Annotated in this window: 18 protein-coding genes; 7 read left to right on the top strand and 11 right to left on the bottom strand. The window is 67.6% G+C overall.

What is annotated here, in order from left to right; all coding sequences use genetic code 11:
• The first annotated feature begins 3 nt into the window (after positions 1-3).
• The 4 genes from GORHZ_RS17075 (at position 4) to GORHZ_RS17060 (ending at position 3738) form a co-directional block, all read left to right on the top strand.
• On the top strand, positions 4-393 hold the full coding sequence (locus GORHZ_RS17075; protein WP_006335046.1) for a hydrogenase maturation nickel metallochaperone HypA: 390 nt from the start codon (positions 4-6) through the stop codon (positions 391-393).
• Between the two features lie 2 nt (positions 394-395).
• Positions 396-1271 carry a hydrogenase nickel incorporation protein HypB gene (gene hypB / locus GORHZ_RS17070; RefSeq protein WP_006335045.1) on the top strand — a complete coding sequence of 292 codons (876 nt, stop codon included), beginning with the start codon at positions 396-398 and terminating at the stop codon, positions 1269-1271.
• A 47-nt stretch (positions 1272-1318) separates the two neighbouring features.
• The gene (locus GORHZ_RS29550) at positions 1319-1615 is read left to right on the top strand and encodes a hypothetical protein (protein WP_051998975.1); all 297 of its coding nucleotides are present in this window, start codon (positions 1319-1321) and stop codon (positions 1613-1615) included.
• A 359-nt stretch (positions 1616-1974) separates the two neighbouring features.
• Positions 1975-3738 (top strand): SulP family inorganic anion transporter, encoded by a 1764-nt coding sequence (locus GORHZ_RS17060; protein WP_006335043.1) that lies wholly within the window; start codon positions 1975-1977, stop codon positions 3736-3738.
• A gap of 19 nt (positions 3739-3757) precedes the next feature.
• On the opposite strand, the gene GORHZ_RS17055 is transcribed toward GORHZ_RS17060, so the two are convergent.
• Both GORHZ_RS17055 and GORHZ_RS17050 read right to left on the bottom strand, forming a co-directional pair.
• Positions 3758-4399 (bottom strand): DUF3558 family protein, encoded by a 642-nt coding sequence (locus GORHZ_RS17055; RefSeq protein ID WP_006335042.1) that lies wholly within the window; start codon positions 4397-4399, stop codon positions 3758-3760.
• Positions 4396-4791, bottom strand: coding sequence for a VOC family protein (locus tag GORHZ_RS17050; protein ID WP_006335041.1), 396 nt, complete (start codon positions 4789-4791; stop codon positions 4396-4398). The genes GORHZ_RS17055 and GORHZ_RS17050 overlap by 4 nt, the downstream gene beginning before the upstream one ends.
• A 560-nt stretch (positions 4792-5351) precedes the next feature.
• Between GORHZ_RS17050 and GORHZ_RS17035 the strand changes: the two genes are divergently transcribed.
• The gene (locus GORHZ_RS17035; protein ID WP_006335040.1) at positions 5352-6554 is read left to right on the top strand and encodes a DUF1295 domain-containing protein; all 1203 of its coding nucleotides are present in this window, start codon (positions 5352-5354) and stop codon (positions 6552-6554) included.
• Between the two features lie 12 nt (positions 6555-6566).
• Here GORHZ_RS17035 and GORHZ_RS17030 read toward each other — a convergent pair whose 3' ends face one another.
• Positions 6567-7070: a nuclear transport factor 2 family protein gene (locus GORHZ_RS17030; protein ID WP_006335039.1), complete on the bottom strand. Its 504-nt coding sequence runs from the start codon at positions 7068-7070 to the stop codon at positions 6567-6569.
• A 450-nt stretch (positions 7071-7520) separates the two neighbouring features.
• Between GORHZ_RS17030 and GORHZ_RS17025 the strand changes: the two genes are divergently transcribed.
• A complete protein-coding gene (locus tag GORHZ_RS17025; protein WP_006335038.1) occupies positions 7521-8000 on the top strand; it encodes a 5' nucleotidase, NT5C type in 480 nt (159 codons plus the stop codon).
• A 53-nt stretch (positions 8001-8053) separates the two neighbouring features.
• Here the strand turns inward: GORHZ_RS17025 and GORHZ_RS17020 are convergent, their stop codons facing one another.
• Positions 8054-11533 carry a DEAD/DEAH box helicase gene (locus GORHZ_RS17020; RefSeq protein ID WP_006335037.1) on the bottom strand — a complete coding sequence of 1160 codons (3480 nt, stop codon included), beginning with the start codon at positions 11531-11533 and terminating at the stop codon, positions 8054-8056.
• A 74-nt stretch (positions 11534-11607) separates the two neighbouring features.
• Between GORHZ_RS17020 and GORHZ_RS17015 the strand changes: the two genes are divergently transcribed.
• Complete coding sequence (locus tag GORHZ_RS17015; RefSeq protein WP_040532336.1) at positions 11608-12798, top strand: alkaline phosphatase family protein; 1191 nt, start codon at positions 11608-11610, stop codon at positions 12796-12798.
• 131 nt (positions 12799-12929) lie between these two features.
• On the opposite strand, the gene GORHZ_RS17010 is transcribed toward GORHZ_RS17015, so the two are convergent.
• The 7 genes from GORHZ_RS17010 to GORHZ_RS16980 form a co-directional block, all read right to left on the bottom strand.
• The gene (locus GORHZ_RS17010; RefSeq protein ID WP_006335035.1) at positions 12930-14024 is read right to left on the bottom strand and encodes an MSMEG_0565 family glycosyltransferase; all 1095 of its coding nucleotides are present in this window, start codon (positions 14022-14024) and stop codon (positions 12930-12932) included.
• Between the two features lie 4 nt (positions 14025-14028).
• Entirely contained in the window at positions 14029-14877 is an 849-nt protein-coding gene (locus tag GORHZ_RS17005) for a carbon-nitrogen hydrolase family protein (protein ID WP_006335034.1), read from the bottom strand.
• A gap of 135 nt (positions 14878-15012) precedes the next feature.
• A complete protein-coding gene (locus tag GORHZ_RS17000; protein WP_006335033.1) occupies positions 15013-16446 on the bottom strand; it encodes an MSMEG_0567/sll0787 family protein in 1434 nt (477 codons plus the stop codon).
• Position 16447: 1 nt separating this feature from the next.
• On the bottom strand, positions 16448-17503 hold the full coding sequence (locus GORHZ_RS16995; RefSeq protein ID WP_006335031.1) for an MSMEG_0568 family radical SAM protein: 1056 nt from the start codon (positions 17501-17503) through the stop codon (positions 16448-16450).
• Positions 17504-17522: 19 nt separating this feature from the next.
• Positions 17523-18809 (bottom strand): MSMEG_0569 family flavin-dependent oxidoreductase, encoded by a 1287-nt coding sequence (locus GORHZ_RS16990; protein WP_006335028.1) that lies wholly within the window; start codon positions 18807-18809, stop codon positions 17523-17525.
• A complete protein-coding gene (locus GORHZ_RS16985) occupies positions 18806-19120 on the bottom strand; it encodes an MSMEG_0570 family nitrogen starvation response protein (RefSeq protein ID WP_006335013.1) in 315 nt (104 codons plus the stop codon). The genes GORHZ_RS16990 and GORHZ_RS16985 overlap by 4 nt, the downstream gene beginning before the upstream one ends.
• Complete coding sequence (locus GORHZ_RS16980; protein ID WP_006335012.1) at positions 19113-20012, bottom strand: carbon-nitrogen hydrolase family protein; 900 nt, start codon at positions 20010-20012, stop codon at positions 19113-19115. Before GORHZ_RS16980 ends, GORHZ_RS16985 begins: the two co-directional genes overlap by 8 nt.
• Positions 20013-20018 lie beyond the last annotated feature (6 nt).

The following is a 20018-nucleotide window of genomic DNA, read 5'->3' as shown; positions in this document are numbered from 1 at the left end:
ACGGTGCACGAACTGTCGCTGTGTCACGCGATTGCCGGAGTGGTGCGCCCGCACGCCGCGGACCGCGAGGTGTCGGTGATCCACGTGCGCATCGGGGCGCTGCGACAGGTGATTCCGGAGACGCTGACGTTCTGCTGGGACCTCGTCGCCGCGCAGGAGGGGTTCGACGGTGCGCGGCTGGAGATCGACCCGGTGCCGGCATCGGTGTCCTGCGCGTCGTGCTCGGTGACGTCTGACATCGAGTCGCGGTATTCAACCAGCTGCCCCGTCTGCGGGAGCTCCGAGGTTTCGGTGGTCGGCGGGGAAGAATTCCTGATCACGTCCATCGATGTCCGTTCTGCTTCCCCCTCCGCTGCTTCGTCCTCTGCTGCGACCACCCCGGAAAGAGCTTGACCATGGGCCGTTTCCATCGCCACGACGACGACCACACGCACACCCACGCCGACGGGACCACGCATTCGCATGCGGCGGGTTCTGATGCGCACAGCCACGAAGACACCTACGACCTGTCCGGGCTGACCGCGACGGCGCGTGCGGTCGACGATGTGGCCTCCAGTGAGTTCGGGGATCTGAGCTCGTACGACACGGGTTCCGAACGTGTCGACGTGCTCGAGGCCATCTTCACCGAGAACGATCGCCGCGCCGACATCAACCGCGAGATCTTCAAGGCCAACGGCGCGCGGGTGCTGAACCTGATGAGTTCACCCGGGTCGGGGAAGACCAGCATCGTCGCCGCGACCCTCGACGCGCTGGGCGGCGACATCCCGATCGGCATCATCGAGGGCGACATCGCCACCGACCTCGATGCCGCCCGCCTGCAGGGCAAGGGGGCGCAGATCTCGTTGTTGAACACCAACAACGGGTTCGGCGGTGAGTGTCACCTCGACGCGCCGATGGTCAACCGGGCGCTGCAGGGCCTCGACCTCGCCGACCTGGACCTGGTGCTGATCGAGAACGTCGGAAACCTGGTCTGTCCGGCCGAATTCGACGTCGGCGAGCACGCGAAGGCGATGGTGTACTCGGTCACCGAGGGCGAGGACAAACCGCTGAAGTATCCCGTGATGTTCCGGTCGGTCGATCTGGTGCTGCTCAACAAGATCGACCTAGTGCCGTATCTGGACGTGGATCTCGACGCCTACCGCGCCGCGATCGCCCAGGTGAATCCGGCCGCGCGGGTGATCGCACTGAGCGCCAAGTCCGGCGAGGGCCTGTCGGAGTGGCTGGACTGGTTGCGGGCGTTCGCCACGACGGGCGGCGCGAGACCGATATAGCGGACATGACCCGGTCCGACGACCCCGGGACCTTACTCTCTCGGCCAATGGCATCACCTCACATTCTCCTGACCGTCGTCGTGGGGGCGGTCGTGTTCGCTGTGGCACCCGCGGTCACCGCGTCGGCGGCCCCGAACGTCGCGTGCGGCACTCCCCTGTCGGGGGCCGACGTCGCTTCGATCGACTCGGCCTCCGACATCGCCGGTGAACCTCCGCAGCCTGCGCTCCAACGGCTGCGCCAGCACGTCGCACGGCTCTGGGCGGTGACCAATACTCTGGTGGCACAAAAGGATCGGCGTGGACTGTTCCCGCTCGGCCTCGCCGTAACGAACGGGATGCGGTGATGCCGATGCAGAACCATCCCGCGGTATTCGAACATCCGGCGTGGGCATCGGTGATCAGTCTGGGCTTGCTCGGTTCCTCCGCGCGATCCATGCCGAGTTCACCGGTGGGGCCCTACCGCCGCACTGGCAACGCTACTTCGACCTGGCCGCGGATTGTCGGGTGACGGACAGCGGGTCGCGATGCCCGGCTACAACTCGCACATCACCGTCGACCTCGCCCATGCGACAGCACGGCGACTCGGCCCCGGCGCACGGTCGAGGAGATTCTCTGCCCACTCGACGGAATTCTGAGCACGGTCGACGGGAAGCGACGCTCGAACAGACCGCGGGCCCCGTGACCATCGCGCAATAATCACCCCATGCCCGACGACACGAAAGAGCTGTCCCGCATGGGTCGCTTCCTACCCGGTCTGACGGTGCTGCGTAGCTATGAGCGCTCCTGGCTGCGCGGTGACCTGGTCGCCGGCATCGTGCTGACCGCGCTGCTGATCCCCGCCGGCATGGGATATGCCGAGGTCTCCGGCCTGCCGCCGGTCACCGGTCTGTACGCGACGATCGTGCCGCTGCTCGTCTACGCGGTCGTCGGGCCGTCCCGCATCCTGGTCCTCGGCCCCGACTCCTCCCTCGCGCCCATCATCGCCGCCGCCATCATTCCGCTGGCCGCGCTCGACAGCGAACGCGTGGCGTTGGCGGCCGTGCTGTCCATCGAGGTCGGCATCGTGCTGCTGGTCGCGGGTCTGCTCCGGCTGGGATTCGTCACCGACCTGCTCTCCAAACCGATCCGCATCGGCTACCTCAACGGCATCGCGCTCGTCGTCGTGCTCAGCCAGCTGCCGAAGATCTTCGGCTTCAGCATCGAGGGCGAGACACCCATCGACGAGATCGTCGACATCGCGCAGGGAATCGCGGGCGGCGAGGTGCAATGGCTGCCGACGACGATCGGCGCGTCCTGCCTCGCCGTGATCCTGGTTATCCGGTGGTGGCGTAGATCGATTCCAGGCGTACTGTTCGCCGTGGTCATTCCGATCATCGTGGTGTCGGCGTTCGGGCTGACCGACGAGGTACCCGTGGTCGGGGCCATGCCGCAGGGACTCCCGACGATGGATCTGACCGGTGTCGACTGGGGCGACGTCGTGCAGCTGATCGGGCCGGCGGTCGGCATCGCGCTCATCGCGTTCGCCGACACGAGCGTGCTGTCGCGGACCTTCGCCGCCCGCGGCGGCTACACGGTCAACGGCAGCCAGGAGATGGCGGCCATCGGCCTCGTGAACATCGCCAATGGATTCACCAGCGGTTTCGCCGTGTCGGCATCGTCGTCACGCACCCCGGTCGCCGAATCGTCGGGTGCGCGAACTCAACTGACCTCCGTCGTAGGGGCGTTGCTGATCGTGGTGTTCCTGTTCCTCGCGCCGGGCGTCACCGCCTATCTGCCCTCGGCGGCCCTGGCTGCGGTGGTGATCGCGGCGGCCACCTCGCTGGTGACCTTCAGCGGGGTCGGCGCGCTCTTCCGGGTGAACTGGGTGGAGGGTTCACTCGCGATCGCGTCCTTTCTCGGCGTCGTCTTCCTGGGTGTGCTGCAGGGCATCGTCGTCGCCATCGGGCTGTCATTCGTGGCGTTCATCAACCTGGCGTGGCGGCCCTACCGGACCGAACTGGGCCGCGTACCGGGAGTCCGCGGCTACCACGACATCACCCGCTACCCCGAGGCCGAACACATCGAGGGCGTGCTGATCGTCAGGTTCGACGCGCCACTGTTCTTCGCCAACGGCACGATCTTCGACAACTATGTCAAGGGCAAGGTCCGCGAGGCACGCAAAGCCGGGCGCACCCTCCACACAGTCATCCTGGCGGCCGAACCCATCGTCGGTATCGACGCCACCGCCGTCGACGAACTCGTCGAACTCGACGATTACCTACTCGCGCACGACATCACACTCATCCTGGCCGAACTCAAGGATCCGGTGCGCGATCAGCTCGCCAAGTACAACCTGATGCGCGATGGCCAACCGCGATTCGACGATTCCCGCTTCGCACCCACGACCGGTGCCAAGATCGACGAGATCACCGGCCAGTGGCGCAGCGACATCTCGCCGACGCCACCGCTGGACGGCGAGGATCGATGATCGGCCCTGCCGAGGTCGTCTACCCCGGCGTCGAGGTGACGAGTTCCTCTGCCCACGCCACTGCCAGGGCGCACGTGTCGACTGGCTGGTCGTCACGGTCGGTGTCCAACTGCTCGATACCCGCGGACGTCGTGCCGAACGATGTGCCCCACGAGATCATGCACCGATTGTCGAAGCTGTCACCCGCCAGGTGATACCTCAGAGCCGGCCGCGCCCCGACAGTTGTCGGTGACTTCGCCGCAAAATCGGTGCGGTTGTTCAATTCGACCAACGACGACGTCGACAGCCAAACGTAGAGGCTGTACCGGCCACCCTGCGCGTCGTGCGCGTCCCACGCGCATTCCCTCACGTTCTCCACGAAATTGCATCGCGGTCTCGTCGGATCTCCACCCAATGCGTGGATCGCCGAGTCCGGCACATCGTGCGGATCCCACAAACCCTCCTGGGCCATCTGACTTTCGCTCGCCGGCACCGTCATCGTGCCCTCCGGCCCAGCCGACGATTCGTCCGAACTCGATTGCGCACGAGCCAACACCACGACACTCGCGAGCAGCCCCACCGCAATCGTGGCGGCCAGCGCCACCGACCACGGACGCCACGACCGTCGCGGCCCGCCCGAGTGGGGCGGGCCGCCCGAGCGAGGCGGGCCCGGAGGCGTCACGGGACCGCTCCTACATCGAATCCGTGATGGACGGCCTCGACGTTGTTGCCGTCGGGATCGCGGAAGAAGACGCCGTAGTAGCCGGGGTGATACTCGGGCCATAGCCGGGGTTCGTGCAGGATCTCGGTTCCCCACGACTGCGCGGCCGCGAACACGTCGTCGACCGCTGTGCGGCTCGGTGCGGTCAGGGCGAGATGGATGGGGCGGTCTCCGTGGTCGACGAGTGGACCGAGCCACAGCTTCGGGAAGCCGTCCGGTCCGGCGAGGCCGACGACCAGACCGTCGTTGTCGTAGCGCATCGCCTCGTGGACGCCGAGCGGCGCGAAGACTGTGGTGTAGAACTCGGCCGCGGCGGCGACGTCGGCGCATTGGAGGGCGACATGATCCAACATAGATGCGACGCTACCGCTCACGACACCGTCTCCGGCGCACTCGGGTTCTGGTGACGCTCTCGACCGCGGCCGATAGAGGGCTGCTGATCGTGTGGGGCGCTTGGTGCGGGTCGGCGTTCCGCGGAACGTCTCGGTGCGCCGGCGTTCGGCGGAACGTCGGGGTGGACTGCGTTCGGCGGAACGTCGGGGTGGACTGCGTTCGGCGGAACGTCGGGGTGGACTGCGTTCGGCGGAACGTCTGGGCGGACTGCGTTCGGCTGAAGTCGGGGCGCGCCGCGTTCCGCGGAACGTCTGACTGCACTGGCGTTCGGCGGAACGGGCGGGTGCGTTCCGCGGAACGTTCTGGGCGCACTGCATTCCGCGGAACGTTCTATTCGGCGACCGGCTCGGTCTCCTCTGTCTCGGCAGTCAGTTCGCGGGTCTTGAGTTGCGTTCCGCGGAACGCCGATGCCCACGCCCTGAACGACAGGCGCCGTACCGCAACGTGTTCCGTGGAACGCCCGACAATCATTATCCGCAACAGGGTGTGCACGATCGACGCTGGGGTACGCACGATCAGCGTGGACGCACGCACGGCGCTCCGCGGAACGTTTGCCACCGCACAGCGTTCCGCAGAACGCACGGCGTCCACCACGGCTGTGCCCCGCTACCGGCACGCCACGGTCACGACCAACCGCTGTGAATCCGCCAAGCGCGGCGACCATCCGCACCCGGCGCGCACGCTCGACACTGCGGCGCGCACGATCGACGCTGCGGTGCGCACGCTCGACACTGCGGAGCGCACGATCAACGCTGCGGCGCGCACGATCAACGCAGTGCTGCGCACGCTCGACGTTGCGGTGCGCACGCTCGACACTGCGGCGCGCACGCTCGACGCTGGGGTATGCACGATCAACGCTGGAGTGCGCACGATCGACTCGCATAGTCCCTACTCTCGGAGTATGGAACCGGTATGGATCGTCCTTGCCATCGCCGCGGTGGCGTGTGTCTTCTGCTGGGTGGCCTCGGAGATCACCGGAGACACGCCGTGGGTGGACCGGCTGTGGTCGATCGTGCCGGTCGTCTATGTGTGGGTCTTCGCGATCGCCGCGGTCAGCGACGGCCGCGACGCGGGACGGCTGGTGTTGATGTCGATCCTGGTGACGGTGTGGGGCATTCGGCTGACCTTCAACTTCGCCCGCAAGGGCGGCTACGCCGGCGTCGAGGACTACCGCTGGGCCGTGCTGCGAGAACGTATGTCACCCAGCCAGTTCCGGCTGTTCAATCTGTTCTTCATCGTGCTCTACCAGAACGCGCTGCTGGTCCTCATCGCGATGCCCGCCTACACGGCGTGGGCGCATCCGACGACACTGACGATCTGGGACGTCGTGTTCGCACTGCTGTTTGCGATGTTTCTGGTCGGTGAGGCCATCGCCGACCAGCAGCAGTGGAATTTTCATGCGGCCAAACAACGGGCAGGCGGCATGCTCGAGCCAGGTTTCCTGACGACCGGCCTGTTTCGCTACAGCCGCCATCCGAACTTCTTCTGCGAGCAGGCTCAGTGGTGGATGGTCTACTGCCTGGGCGCGGTGGCCGCGGTGTCATCAGGCCTCGGGTTCTGGGGTGGCGCGATCAACCCGACCATCGCCGGTGCGCTGCTGCTGAGCCTGCTGTTCGTCGGGTCGACGAAGTTCACCGAGTCCATCTCGGCGTCGAAGTACGCGGCGTATGCCGACTATCAGCACAGGACCTCGATGCTCGTCCCGTGGCCGCCGCGGGGGTGATTCGGCTGACCACTACGTGACGAAGGTGCCGGGATGCAGTTCGGCACCGTCACCGAGCGGACGGCGCAACGACCAGCGCTCGGTGAAGATGCAGGCCGACATCTTCCACTCCCCCTCCTCGACGACGTAGGCGTCGTCGTAGTCGCCGGTCATGAGCGTCTCGGTCCAGTCGAGCAGGTTGATCTGCCGGAACTGTAGGGTCCAGCGGCCGGTTGCGGTGGTGCCGGAGGTGAGGGTGATGTCGGGGTGCAGTCCGTGGTGCATATCGAAGATGACGTAGCTGCCGTCGACGGTGAGCAGTGCGACCTGACAGAAGACCTCGGTCAACGCGTCGGCGTCGTCGAAGGTGCCGAGCAGGCCGTAGTCTATACGGGCGCCTGACTTGATGAAGGATGCGCGGAAGGTCACCGGATCCTTGGCGTCGCAGGCCCGCCAGTAGCGATGCTTGAGCCGTTTGATCGCCTCGATCTGATCGAGCGCGTCGAGACGGCGGCCAGCATCGTCGGATGACCTCATCACTCCACCATAGGACGCCGCAGACCGCCGAGAAGGTGATCTCGGCGGTCTGCGGCGGGGTATCCGGTACCTGGTGAGAGCGGGCGTCAGCTCACTTCCATTCCCAGATCCAGCGACGGGTCCGCGGGTCCCAGCGGTGGACGCGACGACGCTTGTGGGCGGGGGTCTGTGCGGTCTGCTTCTTGGTCGCCATGGTGCAATCTCCTTCACTCGAGGTCATTCCGGAGGAGCCGGAATCTCTCTGACACGAACAACAATGACTCCCCATCCTTGGCGGACGATCGACCGTCGCTGCGAGGATGCTGTCACCCGCCGATACCAACGCGTCATCTGGTCAGATGCATTTGCCGCGACACTCCGTACCGCAGGGCATGGAGGCCGTCGCCACAGAACGGCCACGTGAGAGACTTCTGGCACGGCCGTTCCACGTGAAACCAGGAGGAAGAACCGGTGACCGACGAACCGAAGAAGAAGGTTCTCTACGTCGACATGGACAACACACTCGTCGACTTCCAGTCCGGGATCGACCGTTTAGCACCCGAGTTGCAGGCCAACTACGAGGGCCACTACGACGACGCGCCCGGCATCTTCCTGCTGATGGATCCGAACCCCGGCGCGGTCGAGGCCTACCGCGAACTCGCCGGACTCTTCGACACCTACATCCTGTCCACCGCCCCCTGGGACAACCCCACGGCATGGGTGGACAAGCTGCTCTGGGTCAAGAAGTACCTCGGCTCCGAGGAGGGCTCACCCGCCTACAAACGGCTGATTCTGTCGCACCACAAGAACCTCAACTCGGGCGCCTTCATCATCGACGACCGCACCGGACGCGGCGTCGACGAGTTCGAGGGCGCCCACATCCACTTCGGTCAGGAAGGCTTCGAGACCTGGGAACAGGTTGTCGAACACATGCGGCCACTCGCCGACTGATTCGATCCGAAGACGAATTCGACGGGATTCGTGACCGTGGAACCGTTCGACGCTTAATCACCGTCGCCGATGAGTTCGCGGATGTCGTCGGGACTGATCACGGTGCCGAACAAATCGCCGTCGTCGATGACGGCGTCGAACAGCGCGCGCTTCTTGTCCTGCAGCGCAACGACCTTCTCCTCGATGGTGCCCGCGGACACCAGCCGGTACACGGTCACCGGTCGGGTCTGGCCGATGCGGTGAGCACGGTCAACCGCCTGCGCTTCGGCGGCCGGATTCCACCACGGGTCGCAGACGAAGCAGTAATCGGCCTCGGTGAGATTCAACCCGAATCCGCCGGCCTTGAGGCTGATCAGGAACACCTTCGACGACCCACCGGTGAACTCCTCGATCGCCGCCGCACGTTGCTTGGCATTCATCGAGCCGTCGAGATAGCTGTAGGCGATACCCATGTCCTCGAGGCGTTCCCGGATCAACCCGAGGAATCCGGTGAACTGGCTGAACACCAGCGATGCATGCCCCTCGGCGATGAGTTCCGGGAGTTGCTCGGCGAGATGGTCGACCTTGGCCGACGCGACCGCGCGGTGCTCCTCGTCGACCAGGCCGGCGTGCAGGCTGAGCTGCCGCAGCATCGTCAGCGACCGGAAGATCGCGAAGCGGTTCTCGTCCCAGTCCCCCAGCAGACCGAGCACCTTTTGCCGCTCCCGGTTGAGGCGCGTCTGATAGATCTTGTCGTGTTTCGGGGCGAGTTCGAGTGCGAGCACCTGCTCCTGCTTGGCCGGTAGGTCGGAGACCACCTGATCCTTGGTGCGCCGCAACATGACCGGCTTGATGCGCCGCCGCAGCAGGCCGAGACGCTCCGGGTGTTGACCGGACTCGATGGGCCGCCGGAAGAACTCGCCGAAGGTCTTCGGCGACGGGAACAGTCCGGGTGCGGTCAGCGACAGCAGCGACCACAGCTCCATCAGGTTGTTCTCCATCGGCGTGCCGGTGATCGCGAGTTTCATCTCGGCACCGACGCGGCGTGCGCACTGGTGGGTCTTGCTGTTGTGGTTCTTCACGAACTGCGCCTCGTCGAAGATCACTCCGGTCCAACGGAATTGGTTGATCTTCTCGAACTCGAGCCGCAGCAGGGTGTAGGAGGTGACGACGATCTGGGCGTCGCCGACCGTCTCGGCGAAGCTCACCCCGCTCTTGGACTCGGTGGCGGTCACCGCGACCGCCCTCGTCCCGGGCAGGAACTTCTCGGCCTCGCTCACCCAGTTTCCGACGACGCTGGTCGGCGCGATGACCAGGAAGCTGCCCGACGGGGTTTCGGCCGCGGCCTCGGCGATCAGCGCGAGCGCCTGCACGGTCTTGCCGAGGCCCATGTCGTCGGCGAGGATCCCGCCGATCCTGTTCTTCCACAGGAATCTCAGCCAGTCGAGGCCGTCGGCCTGGTAGTCGCGCAGATCGGCGTGCAGCCCGGCGGGCGGTCCGCTCGGCGCCGGGATGGTGGCCGTGGACAACCGCTGCAGCCGCGACTGCCAGTCGGCGAGTTGCTCCCCGACCACGCCGAGGCTGAGCAGTTCCTCCCACATGGTGGCGTTGTAGGTGTCGCGTCGGACGAGGCCGTTCTCGAGTTCTCCGAGCGCCTTGGCTTCGTCGATGATCCGCGCGAGTCGCTGCAGTTCGGGGGTGTCGAGGGAGAAGTAGGTGCCGTCGGGCAACAGCAGGTGGGTGGCACCGAGCGCGATGTCGCGGACGATCTCGCCGAGCGGAACGCGATGGCCGTCGACGTCGACGGTGATGTGCAGGTTGAACCAGTCGTTGCCGGTATCTCCCTCCTCGTCGAAGGAGATCTGCGGATCCTGCTGTGCGGGCCGGAAATCGAGGCGGTCGCCGACGATCTCGACGTCGATGTCGCTGCCGAGTTCGGGCAGGAGTTCACCGAGCAGGACCGCGGTGTCGACGAGGGAGAAGGTGAAGGTCTTGCGCAGCAGCTCGATACCGGCGCGGCTCACAGCGTCGGTGGTGTCGTCGGCGATGACGGCGTCGATGTCGTTGTCGATCGGGATGCCCACGCGGTGATACTGGTTGACGTATCGGGTGGCCTGCTCCTGCCAGCGTGAGCACCGGCGGGCGATGAGTTCCATCGCCGGCCGAGCCGCCTTCCAGACCTGCTCCTCTGCGGCGGCGTCGCGAATACGGCTGGCGCCTACGGCTTCGTGCTCCTTGAAGATCCGGCGTCGGCCGTTGATGAGGTAGCGGATGGTCCACGACACCTGCGACCCGTCGTCGGTCATCCGCACGGTGAGCAGCGGCGCGGGTCCCTCGATCGTCGGGGTGGGGATGGCGTCGTCGGCGATGGCGACCGGGGCGGATGCGGTCAGCGACGGTAACATTTCGGCGGCGAACTCGTCGAGGTCCTCATCGGGGACGAGCACACCGCCGCTCGAGACGAGGTCCACGAAGGCGTTGTGGTTCGGCGGCCCCTCGAACGGCCCCATCAGCAGCAGGTCACCGGACACGGAGTAGGCGCCGTGCGGGTTGCGGTAACCGATCAGCCCGACGGGGGTGTGTTGCCACTCGTCGTGGTCGACCTGGATGGTCGGCGTGACGAGTGCGCCCTGTTCGGCGCGGGTGATGTGAAACGCCATGCGGGAACCGTCGAAGAGGTCGACGGAGGTGGCTCCGGTCGACTGGTGCGCGAGCAGAGCGACGCCGGCGTCGCGGGCCGCGGCCAACCAGGTCCAGATGTCGGGCGGGCCCGCCGCCAGCGGCAGGGTGTCGGAATGGATGCTGCTGCCGGTGTCGCGGGCGACGCGCACGATCCCCTTGACGGCCTCGAGGTGGCCGGGGTCGAACCTGCCCGGGTCGAAGGTGGAGCCGAAATGCGACAGTTGCTCGATGCCGCGCCAACTGATGCCGGTCCGTACCCAGTTGTCGCGTTTCCCACGTGTGACCAGCCGCAACACCGGGGACGGCGGTATGGAGTGGTAGGCGGGTTCGGGCAGTTCGACCATGATGCCGATGGGCGCCGGCGCGGCGGTGGGAGTGGGTTCCGGTGTGACGAACGCTCCCAGGGCGGTGCGCCACGGGGTGGGGAGCCGGGTGACCGACGCGATCGACAACGGCCTCGTGGGTCCGCCGTAGTCCTCGTTGTAGTCGACCTCGTCGCCGTCGTAGTAATCGTCGTCGTAGTAACCGTCATCGTCGTCGTAGCTGTCGTCGTCGGCGTAGGTGTCGGTGAAGTAGTCGCCTGCGGCCAGCAGCAATGCCGCCCCGTGTTTGCACATCTCGCCGACCGGACAGCTGCAATCCGAACCAAGCAGCTCCCGCGTCCGGCCGCGCGCCGCGAAGCTGGCGGTGGTCTGATAGATGTGCCGGCCCGATCCGCGGCAGACCCCGGCGAGGGTCAGTTCGTCCTCCGACCACGACATGCCGATGACCCGGCCCTCGGCGGCGTACGCGGAGCCGCGCGAGAGGGTTCCTCGGTCGAAGTCGCCGACAAGGTCGTCCTCGATCAGATCGAGCGGCTGGTATTGAGCCATGTTCCCAGGCTAAGGGCTTCATACCCGAGCATCGGGAACGACGCGATGTTGTCCACAGATTGCGGCTAACCTGGATGTCTGTGAGTCCATCGTCGGCCGAACTCCACCCCCGCCAGTGGGGCTCGTATGCCACCCTCGCCGATGTCCTGCCCGCGATCGACCGCGCCCTGGAGGGTCATCGTTCTCCGACGGTGCCGATCCCGCCGGACAAGGACGTGGTCCTGCTGCTGATCGACGGGCTCGGAGCCGATCTCCTCGACGCACACGCCGCCTTCGCCCCGACCCTGGCCTCGATGCGGACGGCGCCGATCCGCGCCGGGTTCCCGGCCACCACCGCGACCAGCATCACCAGCCTGATGGCGGGCACACACTGCGGTGCCCACGGGATCATCGGGTACTCGTTCCGCACCGACCGCACCGCGACCGAGGGTCCCGATCCCCACACCCTCAACGCCTTGCGGTGGACCCTGGACCGCTCAGACGGTGCGTCAGCGCTGGAAACGTATGTGCCCGAGGATATTCAGCCGATCGGGGGCACGCTCGCGGCGATGGACTCGCGCGGAGTGGAGATCGCGTATGTGATGCCGGCGGCATATCGCGGTTCGGGATTCAGCCGAGCCGCGTTCCAGGCGAAGGGGCTCTACATCGGCGCGACGACCCCGCGCGAGGTCGTCAACGGGGTCACCGAGGTGCTGGCGCCGCGCACCCGCCGGCACCGTTTCGTCTACGCCTACTGGCCCGACCTCGACCTGACCGGTCATCTGGCCGGCCCGGGTTCGGAGCCGTGGCTCCAGACGCTGCAATTGGCCGACCAACTCGTCGCCGATCTGATCACCGACCTACCACAACATGCCGCGCTCGTGGTGACCGGGGATCACGGAATGATCCAGGCGGACATGCGGTTTGACATCGACACCATCGACGGGATGCTCACCGGTGTCCAGGCGGTCGCCGGGGAGATGAGGGCCCGTGAAGTGTACACGCGGCCCGGGGCGCGCGACGACGTGCTACAGGCGTGGCGCGCCATCCTCGACGACGATGCGCATGTGGCGCCACGCGAGCAGGTGCTCGACGAACAGTGGTTCGGCCCCGAGGTCACCGATGTGGTCGCGGAACGGATCGGCGATGTGGTGGCCGTGGCGCGCGGGGCGGCGATCCTCACCCGCACGCTGTCTGAACCTCAACTGGAGACCGAGATGTTGGGCCATCACGGTGCGTGGACCGCGGCGGAGCAACTGGTGCCGGTGCTGGTCGAGCAGGGGTGAACGCGGGGTCGGCAGCGCCGGCACGCAAACGCGCACCCGGTTCGTTCACGCGCACGTCGCGACAATCGCGTGAACGTGACGGGTGCGCGTGAACCGAACGGGTGCGCGTTTGGCGCGACCGGTGCGGCCGCTCACCGGGGCAGCGGGTGGATGCGGTAGAAGTCCAGGTGCGCGCGGGCAGCGGCGTCCCAGGTGAGCGAGCGGGCCAGGGCGCGGCCGTCGTCGCGGCGTGTCGGGTCGGGGGTGCGGGCGGCGAGCAGTTGCGCGGCGAGGGCGGGTACGTCGGCGGCGTAGGTGACGGTGTTGCCGAACACCTCGCGCAGGATGGGCAGCTCGCGGGCGACGACGGGCCGTCCGGCGGCCAGCGCTTCCATCGCGGCGAGCCCGAATCCCTCCTTGGTGGAGGGGAACGCGAACACCTCGGCCGCGGCGACCAGGGCGGGGAGCATGTCGTCGTCGACGGCGCCGAGGACGATCGGTTCGACGCCGAGTTCGGCCTGGCGGCGCTCGAATTCGGTACGGTAGTCCCGATAGTCGAACAGGGTCTCACCGCCCGCGAACACCAGCTTGAGGTCCGGATCAGTCTGCCGCACAAACGCATACGCCTTGAGGAGGTCGATGCTGCCCTTGCGGGGTTCGATGCCACCGACCGCAAGAATGTAACGCCCCAGCCGATCCCGCCACTCCTGCCGTGCGGCGTCGGCGTCGGGGCTCTCCGCGGCGTCGGCGAAGCGTTGATAGTCGACCCCGTTGGGGATGACTGCCGGTGTCAGTCCCCAGCCCGCGTGCACCTCGTCGGCGACGGCGCGTGACACACAGATCCGCGCATAGGGATTGACGACGGCCTTCTCGTGGCACTCCACCAGGATCGGGGTGGTGAACGCATCGAGGTGGTGGATGGTGCGGATGCAGGTGCCAACGGCGTTGGCGCTGATGCAGTCCTGGGCGTGCACGATGTCGTAGTTGTCGGGGGTGAACCCGGCGCGCAGGGTGTCGATGGAGCGGATGATGCGTTCGGTGATGGTCTCGTCGTCGACGTCGGCGAATGGGATGAGTCGTTGGGTCACAGCAGGATCGACGGTGCGGAAGAACCCGTCGTCGCCGCCGCGGGCGAGGCTCCACACGGTGACGTCGGCGCCGAGTCTGCTCAGCGCCTCGGCGAGGTTGAGGGTGTGCACGACACCGCCGCGGGGTTTGGTGGAGTACGTCAACAGGGCGATACGCATGCTCTCACCCTTTCGGCACGGTCTGTTCGGCGTGGTAGGCATCCGGGCGCAGTTCGGCGAGATGGTCGAGAACCCTTCGAGCGCGTGCGATCTCAGCGTCGACGTCGACGGTGACGGTGGCCATGCCGCCCTTGGAGCGGGTGGTGGCGAGGATCTCGCCGCCGGGGCTGACCACCTTGGCCTGCCCGAGGAAGCGCAGCGACCCGGTGACGCCGGTGAGGTTCGACGACACCACGAACACCTGATTCTCTGCGGCGCGGGCGCAGTCGTAGAGATCGAACAGCCGCGACTGCCGGTCGGCGGGCAGTCGGGCGGCGCGGTCGGTGACGCTGGCCGGCCACGCGGACAGGGCCGCAATAATCCGCGCGCCATCGAGGGCGAGCGTGCGGGCGGATTCGGGGAAGGTCTTGTCGTAGTCGATGAGCATGCCGATGCGGCCGACGGGGGTGTCGAAGGCGCGGAACGCATTACCGGCGGCATAGGCGAGGCCCTCACCGGCGGGTTGGTGGACCTTGCGGTGGGTGCCGAGGATGCCGTCGCCGGATAGGCAGACCGCGGCGTTGTACCGCTTGTCGTCGGCGGCCTCGGTGTAGCCGATGCAGACCGTCATGTCGCCGGCGGCCGCGGCGATGGCGGCCAGCTCGGGGCCGTGAGGATCCAGCGGCGGCGGCAGCTCGTCGGGGTCCGGGGCGCGCAGGTCGCCGATGTAACCGCCGATCGAGGCGTCGGGGAACACCAGCAGTTCGACGCCGTCGCGCCTGGCGGCCTCGATGATGCCGAGCGCCTTGGACAGACCGCGCTCCACGTCCCGTCCGAAATGGGCCGCGAGTGCCCCGAGCGTGACCGTGGTCATGTCACTGCACTCTACTGACGGGGGTGGGGGGCTGACTGAAAATGGCCCCGTGGGTGCGGTCCGAGGGGATATCCCCTCGGAGCGTCCTCACGGGGCCATCTTCAGTACGCGGCCCACGCCTGGTGTGCGGTGGCGTCATGCGGCTCCCAGACCGGTGACGGTGGAGGCGACCGCGGTGGTGACCTCACCGTCGGGCCAGCGCAGCCGCACCCCGGGTTCGGTGGTGAGCCGCCCGCACGCGGCGCCGGCGGTGGGGGCGGGACCTGGCGGGATCGGCCGGCGGTCGGCCATCAGCATGGCGTAGCCGGGAAAACATGTGAGCCAGCTACCCATTGCCGCGTCGACCGGTCGCGGGATGGCGGTGACGTCGAGTTCCGCGCCGGTGCCCGACGCCTCGGCGAGCATGCCGAGGGTGCCGGCGATACCGGCCATGCTCACGTCCTTGGCGGCGGCGGGCCGTAGCTCGGCCGGCAGTGCGGCCATCCGCGTGAGTTCGTCGGCCGATCGGCTGCTGGTGGAGTCCCACTGGCGGCCGTGATAGCCGGGTCGCCATCCTCCGCCGAGGTCGGCGATCAGGGACACGGTGTCGCCGACGCGCCCGGCCCCGGCGGCGATGGGTTTCTCGGTGCGGCCCAGTGCGGTGACCGACAACGCCGACGGCACGCCCACCTGGGTGTGGCCGCCGAGGACCGGGGTCCGCCAGGCCTGCGCGGCCGCCGAGATGCCGCGGACGATTCGGGTCAGCTGCGAGCGGGTCGGAGCGCCCACCGCGTCGAGGAAACCGAGTGGCCGGGCGCCCATCGCGCTCAGGTCGTTCATGTTGACCAGGATCGAACACCAGCCGGCCCATTCGGGGTCGCGTTCCACCATCGACGGGATGATGGCGTCGCAGGCAGCGATGATGTCGGATTCGGGTACCGGCGCACCGTCGTCGCCGCGGAATCCGCTGGGGCCCAATCCACCTGGTTGTGCTCCCAGGGGTGCGAGGACCTCGGCGAGCAGCGCCTTGGTGGCATCCGCGGTGCGCTGGATCTGGTGGATCGGCCACAACATCCGACGGTGCGCACGGCCTCGGATGGTCGGACCGGCACCGCGGTCCTGCCAACCCAGACCGAGGAACATCGGTGCGTGCCGGTCCTGCACGGTGGCGTCGAAGCGCAGAACCCCGGCGGATTCGACGTGTGCGCAGGCGGCGCGGACCAGGGCGGCGCCGATGCCGGTGGCGTGGGCGACGTCGGCGACGACGAGCCGGCTCCCCGACCACCAGCCGATGTCGTCGGCGCAGTTCGCGGCCAGCCGAACACCGCCGATCACCGTGCCGTCGGGGGCGGTGGCGACGAGGACGACGGTGCGCGGGTCGTCGTCGGCGTCGTCGTGGTCGGTGCCGTCGAACAGGTCCTGCCTCTCGACGAACTCGTGGTGCCGCAACGCGCGGTACGCGCTCAGTGCGGGGGCGTCGTCGGCGATCCGGATCAGGAACGGCGGCGCGACCGGGGTGCCCGCGAGGATCGACAGATCCCGGCGGGCGCGGCCCATCGCCGGCGTATTGAGGGCGGTGCCGTCGAGCATGTCAGCCTCCCACGTTCTGCAGGACCGAACATGCCCCGCAGGCGGCGCAGCCGGCGCGCTGGTCGGAACCGGCCATACCGATCAGCCGCAGGTGGGCGGCGACCTCGCGGCTGACCTTCTCCACGATCGCGGGTTCCGGTGCGGACGCGCGGTCGACGTCGACGGCCAGGGTGCCGGCGTGCGGCCGGAACGGCACGATGAACGGATAGACGCCCATGTCGGCGAGTTCTTTTGCGCCACAGATCATCTCGTCGGGGTTCTCACCGAGACCGACGAGCAGGTAGGTGGACACCTGGTTGCGGCCGAAGACGCGCACCGCCTCCGCCCATGCGGCGCGGTACTCGTCGAGCGGGACCGCCGATTTGCCGGGCATCCAGCGGCGGCGGACGTCGTCGTCGAGGGATTCGACGTGGATGCCGATGGCGTCCGCGCCGGCCTCACGCAGCTCGGTGATCGTGGCCAGGTCCGCGGGCGGTTCGCACTGCACCTGGATCGGCAGGTCGGGTACGGCGGCTTTCACGGCACGTACGCAGCGTGCGAGATGTCGTGCTCCCCGGTCCCTTCCGGCCGATGTTCCGGTGGTCATGACCATCTGGGTGATGCCATCGAGGTCGACGGCGGCGCGGGCGACGGCGGCGAGTTGCTCGGGGCGTTTGACGGCGATCGTAGACCCCGAGCGCAACGACTCCTCGATGGAGCAGAACCGGCAGCGCTGATCCTCGTCGTAGCGGATGCAGGTCTGCACGACGGTGGTGGCGAGCACGTTGGCGCCGTGCAGTTTCGCGATCTTCTCGAACGGGGTGCCGTCGTCGGTGGTGAGGTCGTAGAAGCGGGGCCGACCGATGGTGGCGATGTCGAGGCCGGAGTCGACGCCGTCGTAGAGCACGCGGTCGCCGTCGAACACGAACGGGCTGTTCGGGTTCCGCGGGATCGCCGCGTTGAGGCCGTCGACGATCAGGTGGCCGTCGTCGGTGGGGCCCGCTCCCCCGGTCCGGTTGACCGGGGGTGTGCCGCGGATGCCGAGGAGGGCCAGGTCGACCCGGGTGGAAACCGTCATGTCGGTACTCTCTTCACGCTCACTGGGCGGCGGCGAGCCGCAGCCGGGACTCTCCGAGGGCGTCGACGACGGTGTCGGCGATGTGGCGGGCGTCGCGGTCGATGCCGAGGAATCGGCCCGATCCCCAGGTGTGCATCCAGGGCAGGCCGATGAAGCTCAGCCCCGGGACCTGGGTGACGCCGCGGGTCTGCATGGGACGACCGCCGCCGTCGAAGGCGCTCGCCTCGATCCAGCGGTAGTCGGGGCGGAAGCCGATCGCCCAGATGATGCTGGTGATGCCCGCCGCGGCCAGGTCGAGATCCGTCGGATCGGAATCCGGTCGCCAGACCGGGTCATAGCGGGACGGCGGCGGGGCGTCGATGGCGTTGGCCTCGATGTGGCGGTCGATGTCGGCGCAGATCGAGTTGTAGACCGCGTCGGCCTTGTCCAGGGCCGCGGTGAGGCTTTCGACGAACCGCAGCGTGGCGTCCTTGCCGTCGGTCAGCGTGCCGTAGAGGCGCATCCCTTCACGAGCGAACTGCCGCAGATCGACGTCGCGTCCGCCGTCGCGGCCGGTGACGTAGTGGTTGGTCTTCTCCTGCGCGGCCTTCCCGCCCGGATACTGTTGCGCGGGGGTGTCGTAGAGACCCATTTCCGCGAGCCAGGTCATGCAGTCGCGGCCCCGGTAGAACCGCGCGACGCGGGGTGCATTGCCGATGGCGAGGTGGACCTGTCTGCCGGCGAGGTGCAGGTCTTCGGCGATCTGCGTGCCCGATTGTCCGGACCCGACGACTAGCACAGCTCCGTCGGGCAGTTGCTCGGGGTTGAAGTACTCCTCCGAATGGATCTGGGTGACAGCCGGATTCAACGACGAGGCGAACGGCGGGATCACCGGCAGCGGATAGCCGCCCGTCGCGATGACGACCTGATCGCAGGTGATCAGTTCCTCACCGGCGTCGGAGTTCAGGGTGAGTTCGAACCCGGTGTCGTTCGGCCGGCGCAGCCGGGTGACGGTGGTGTGCTCGCGCACCGGGGGTGTGAAGGTGTCCAGCCACCCGTCGAGCCACTCCACGACCTCGTCGCGGGTCATGAACCCGTCGGGATCCGGACCCTCGTAGACGTATCCGGGTAGTCGGCAGTGCCAGTTCGGGGTGACCAGGGTGAAGTTGTCCCAGCGTGAATCGGCCCAGGCGTGGGTCGGGGTCTTCGATTCGATCACGACGTGCTCGATGCCGGCGCGGCCCAGATACCAGCTGACCGAGAGTCCGGCCTGTCCGGCACCGACGATGACGACCGGGATGTGGGGGGTATGAGCGGTGGCGCTCATGATGTCTCCAGTGGGGATGCGGTGGGTAGGGGTGGGTGCATCGCGAGGACCTCGACGAGGGCCCCTGCGTCGTATCGCGTTGCGGTGTTCTTGATGTCGTCGGCGGTCGCGGCGGCTGACGTGCAGGCGAAGCCGAACTTCGCGCGGACCCGTTCGGCGGCCTCGTCGAGGGCGGTGGTGGCGCGGGAGCGGAAGTCGTCGACGGTGTAGCACCCGCCGACGTCGAGGTGATCGTGCATGACCAGGCTCGGCGAATAGCACTCCTGCACAGCGCCGTCGGGCCATCGGACGGTGAACGTCATCTCAGGCATGGGCGAGATCCCGCCATCTGCCGGTCCCGGTGGCGTCGAGCTCGGTGAGCGCACCGTAGGCGTCGGGGCGGCGGTCGCGCAAGTGGAACATGCCGCCGCGCATCGCGGTGAAGGTGGCGGGGATGTCGATGTCGGCCACGGCCATCCCGGACTCGAGCAGCGTGGTGGCCAGCACGTTACCGCCCGGGTCGACGATTTTGGCGTTGCCGACGTAGCGCAACGACCCGAAGGTGCCGGACTGGTTGGACGCCACCCAGAAGACCTGATTGTCGAGGGCGCGGGCGGTGTCGAACAGGTTGAACCGGTAGGTCCAGCGATCCTCCTGCAGGTTCTCGGCGGTGGCGGTGCGCGCGGCGGGCCACGCCGAGAGGCTGGCGATGATCTCGGCGCCGTCGAGCGCCATCACCCGCGCGGCCTCGGGAAAGGCCTTGTCATAACAGATCTGGAGGCCGACGCGGCCGACGGGGGTGTCGTAGACCCCGTACTCGGTGCCCGAGGAGTACGACATGTTCTCCCCGAGCGGCTGGTGCACCTTGCGGTAGCTGCCGTAGATCTGCGTGCCGTCGAGGACGGCGGCCGCGTTGTAGCGGGTCTCACCGTCCTGCGCGAGTTCGCAGAACCCAATCGCGATGAGCATGTCGCCGATGATCGACTGCACGCGTTGGATTTCCGGTCCGTCGAGCCGGATGGCAGGTGGCAGCGAACGGGTCGTGTTCTTCACCGTGTCGCCGTGGTTGCCCAGCGACGACAGGTAGCCGCCGATGGCCGCCTCCGGGAAGACGAGGAACTCGACGCCGTCCTCCCGGGCGCGGGTCACATATTCGGCGATGGTCGCGTAGTTCTGTTCGAGGTCGCGGGTGAAGTTGGCCGCGACCGCGGCGATTCTGGTCATGGTGTG

The organism is Gordonia rhizosphera NBRC 16068, assembly GCF_000298195.1.
GTDB classification, from domain to species: Bacteria; Actinomycetota; Actinomycetes; order Mycobacteriales; family Mycobacteriaceae; genus Gordonia; species Gordonia rhizosphera.
Note: the sequence above shows the minus strand (reverse complement) of the source record. Positions and strands in the feature narration are given on the sequence as shown.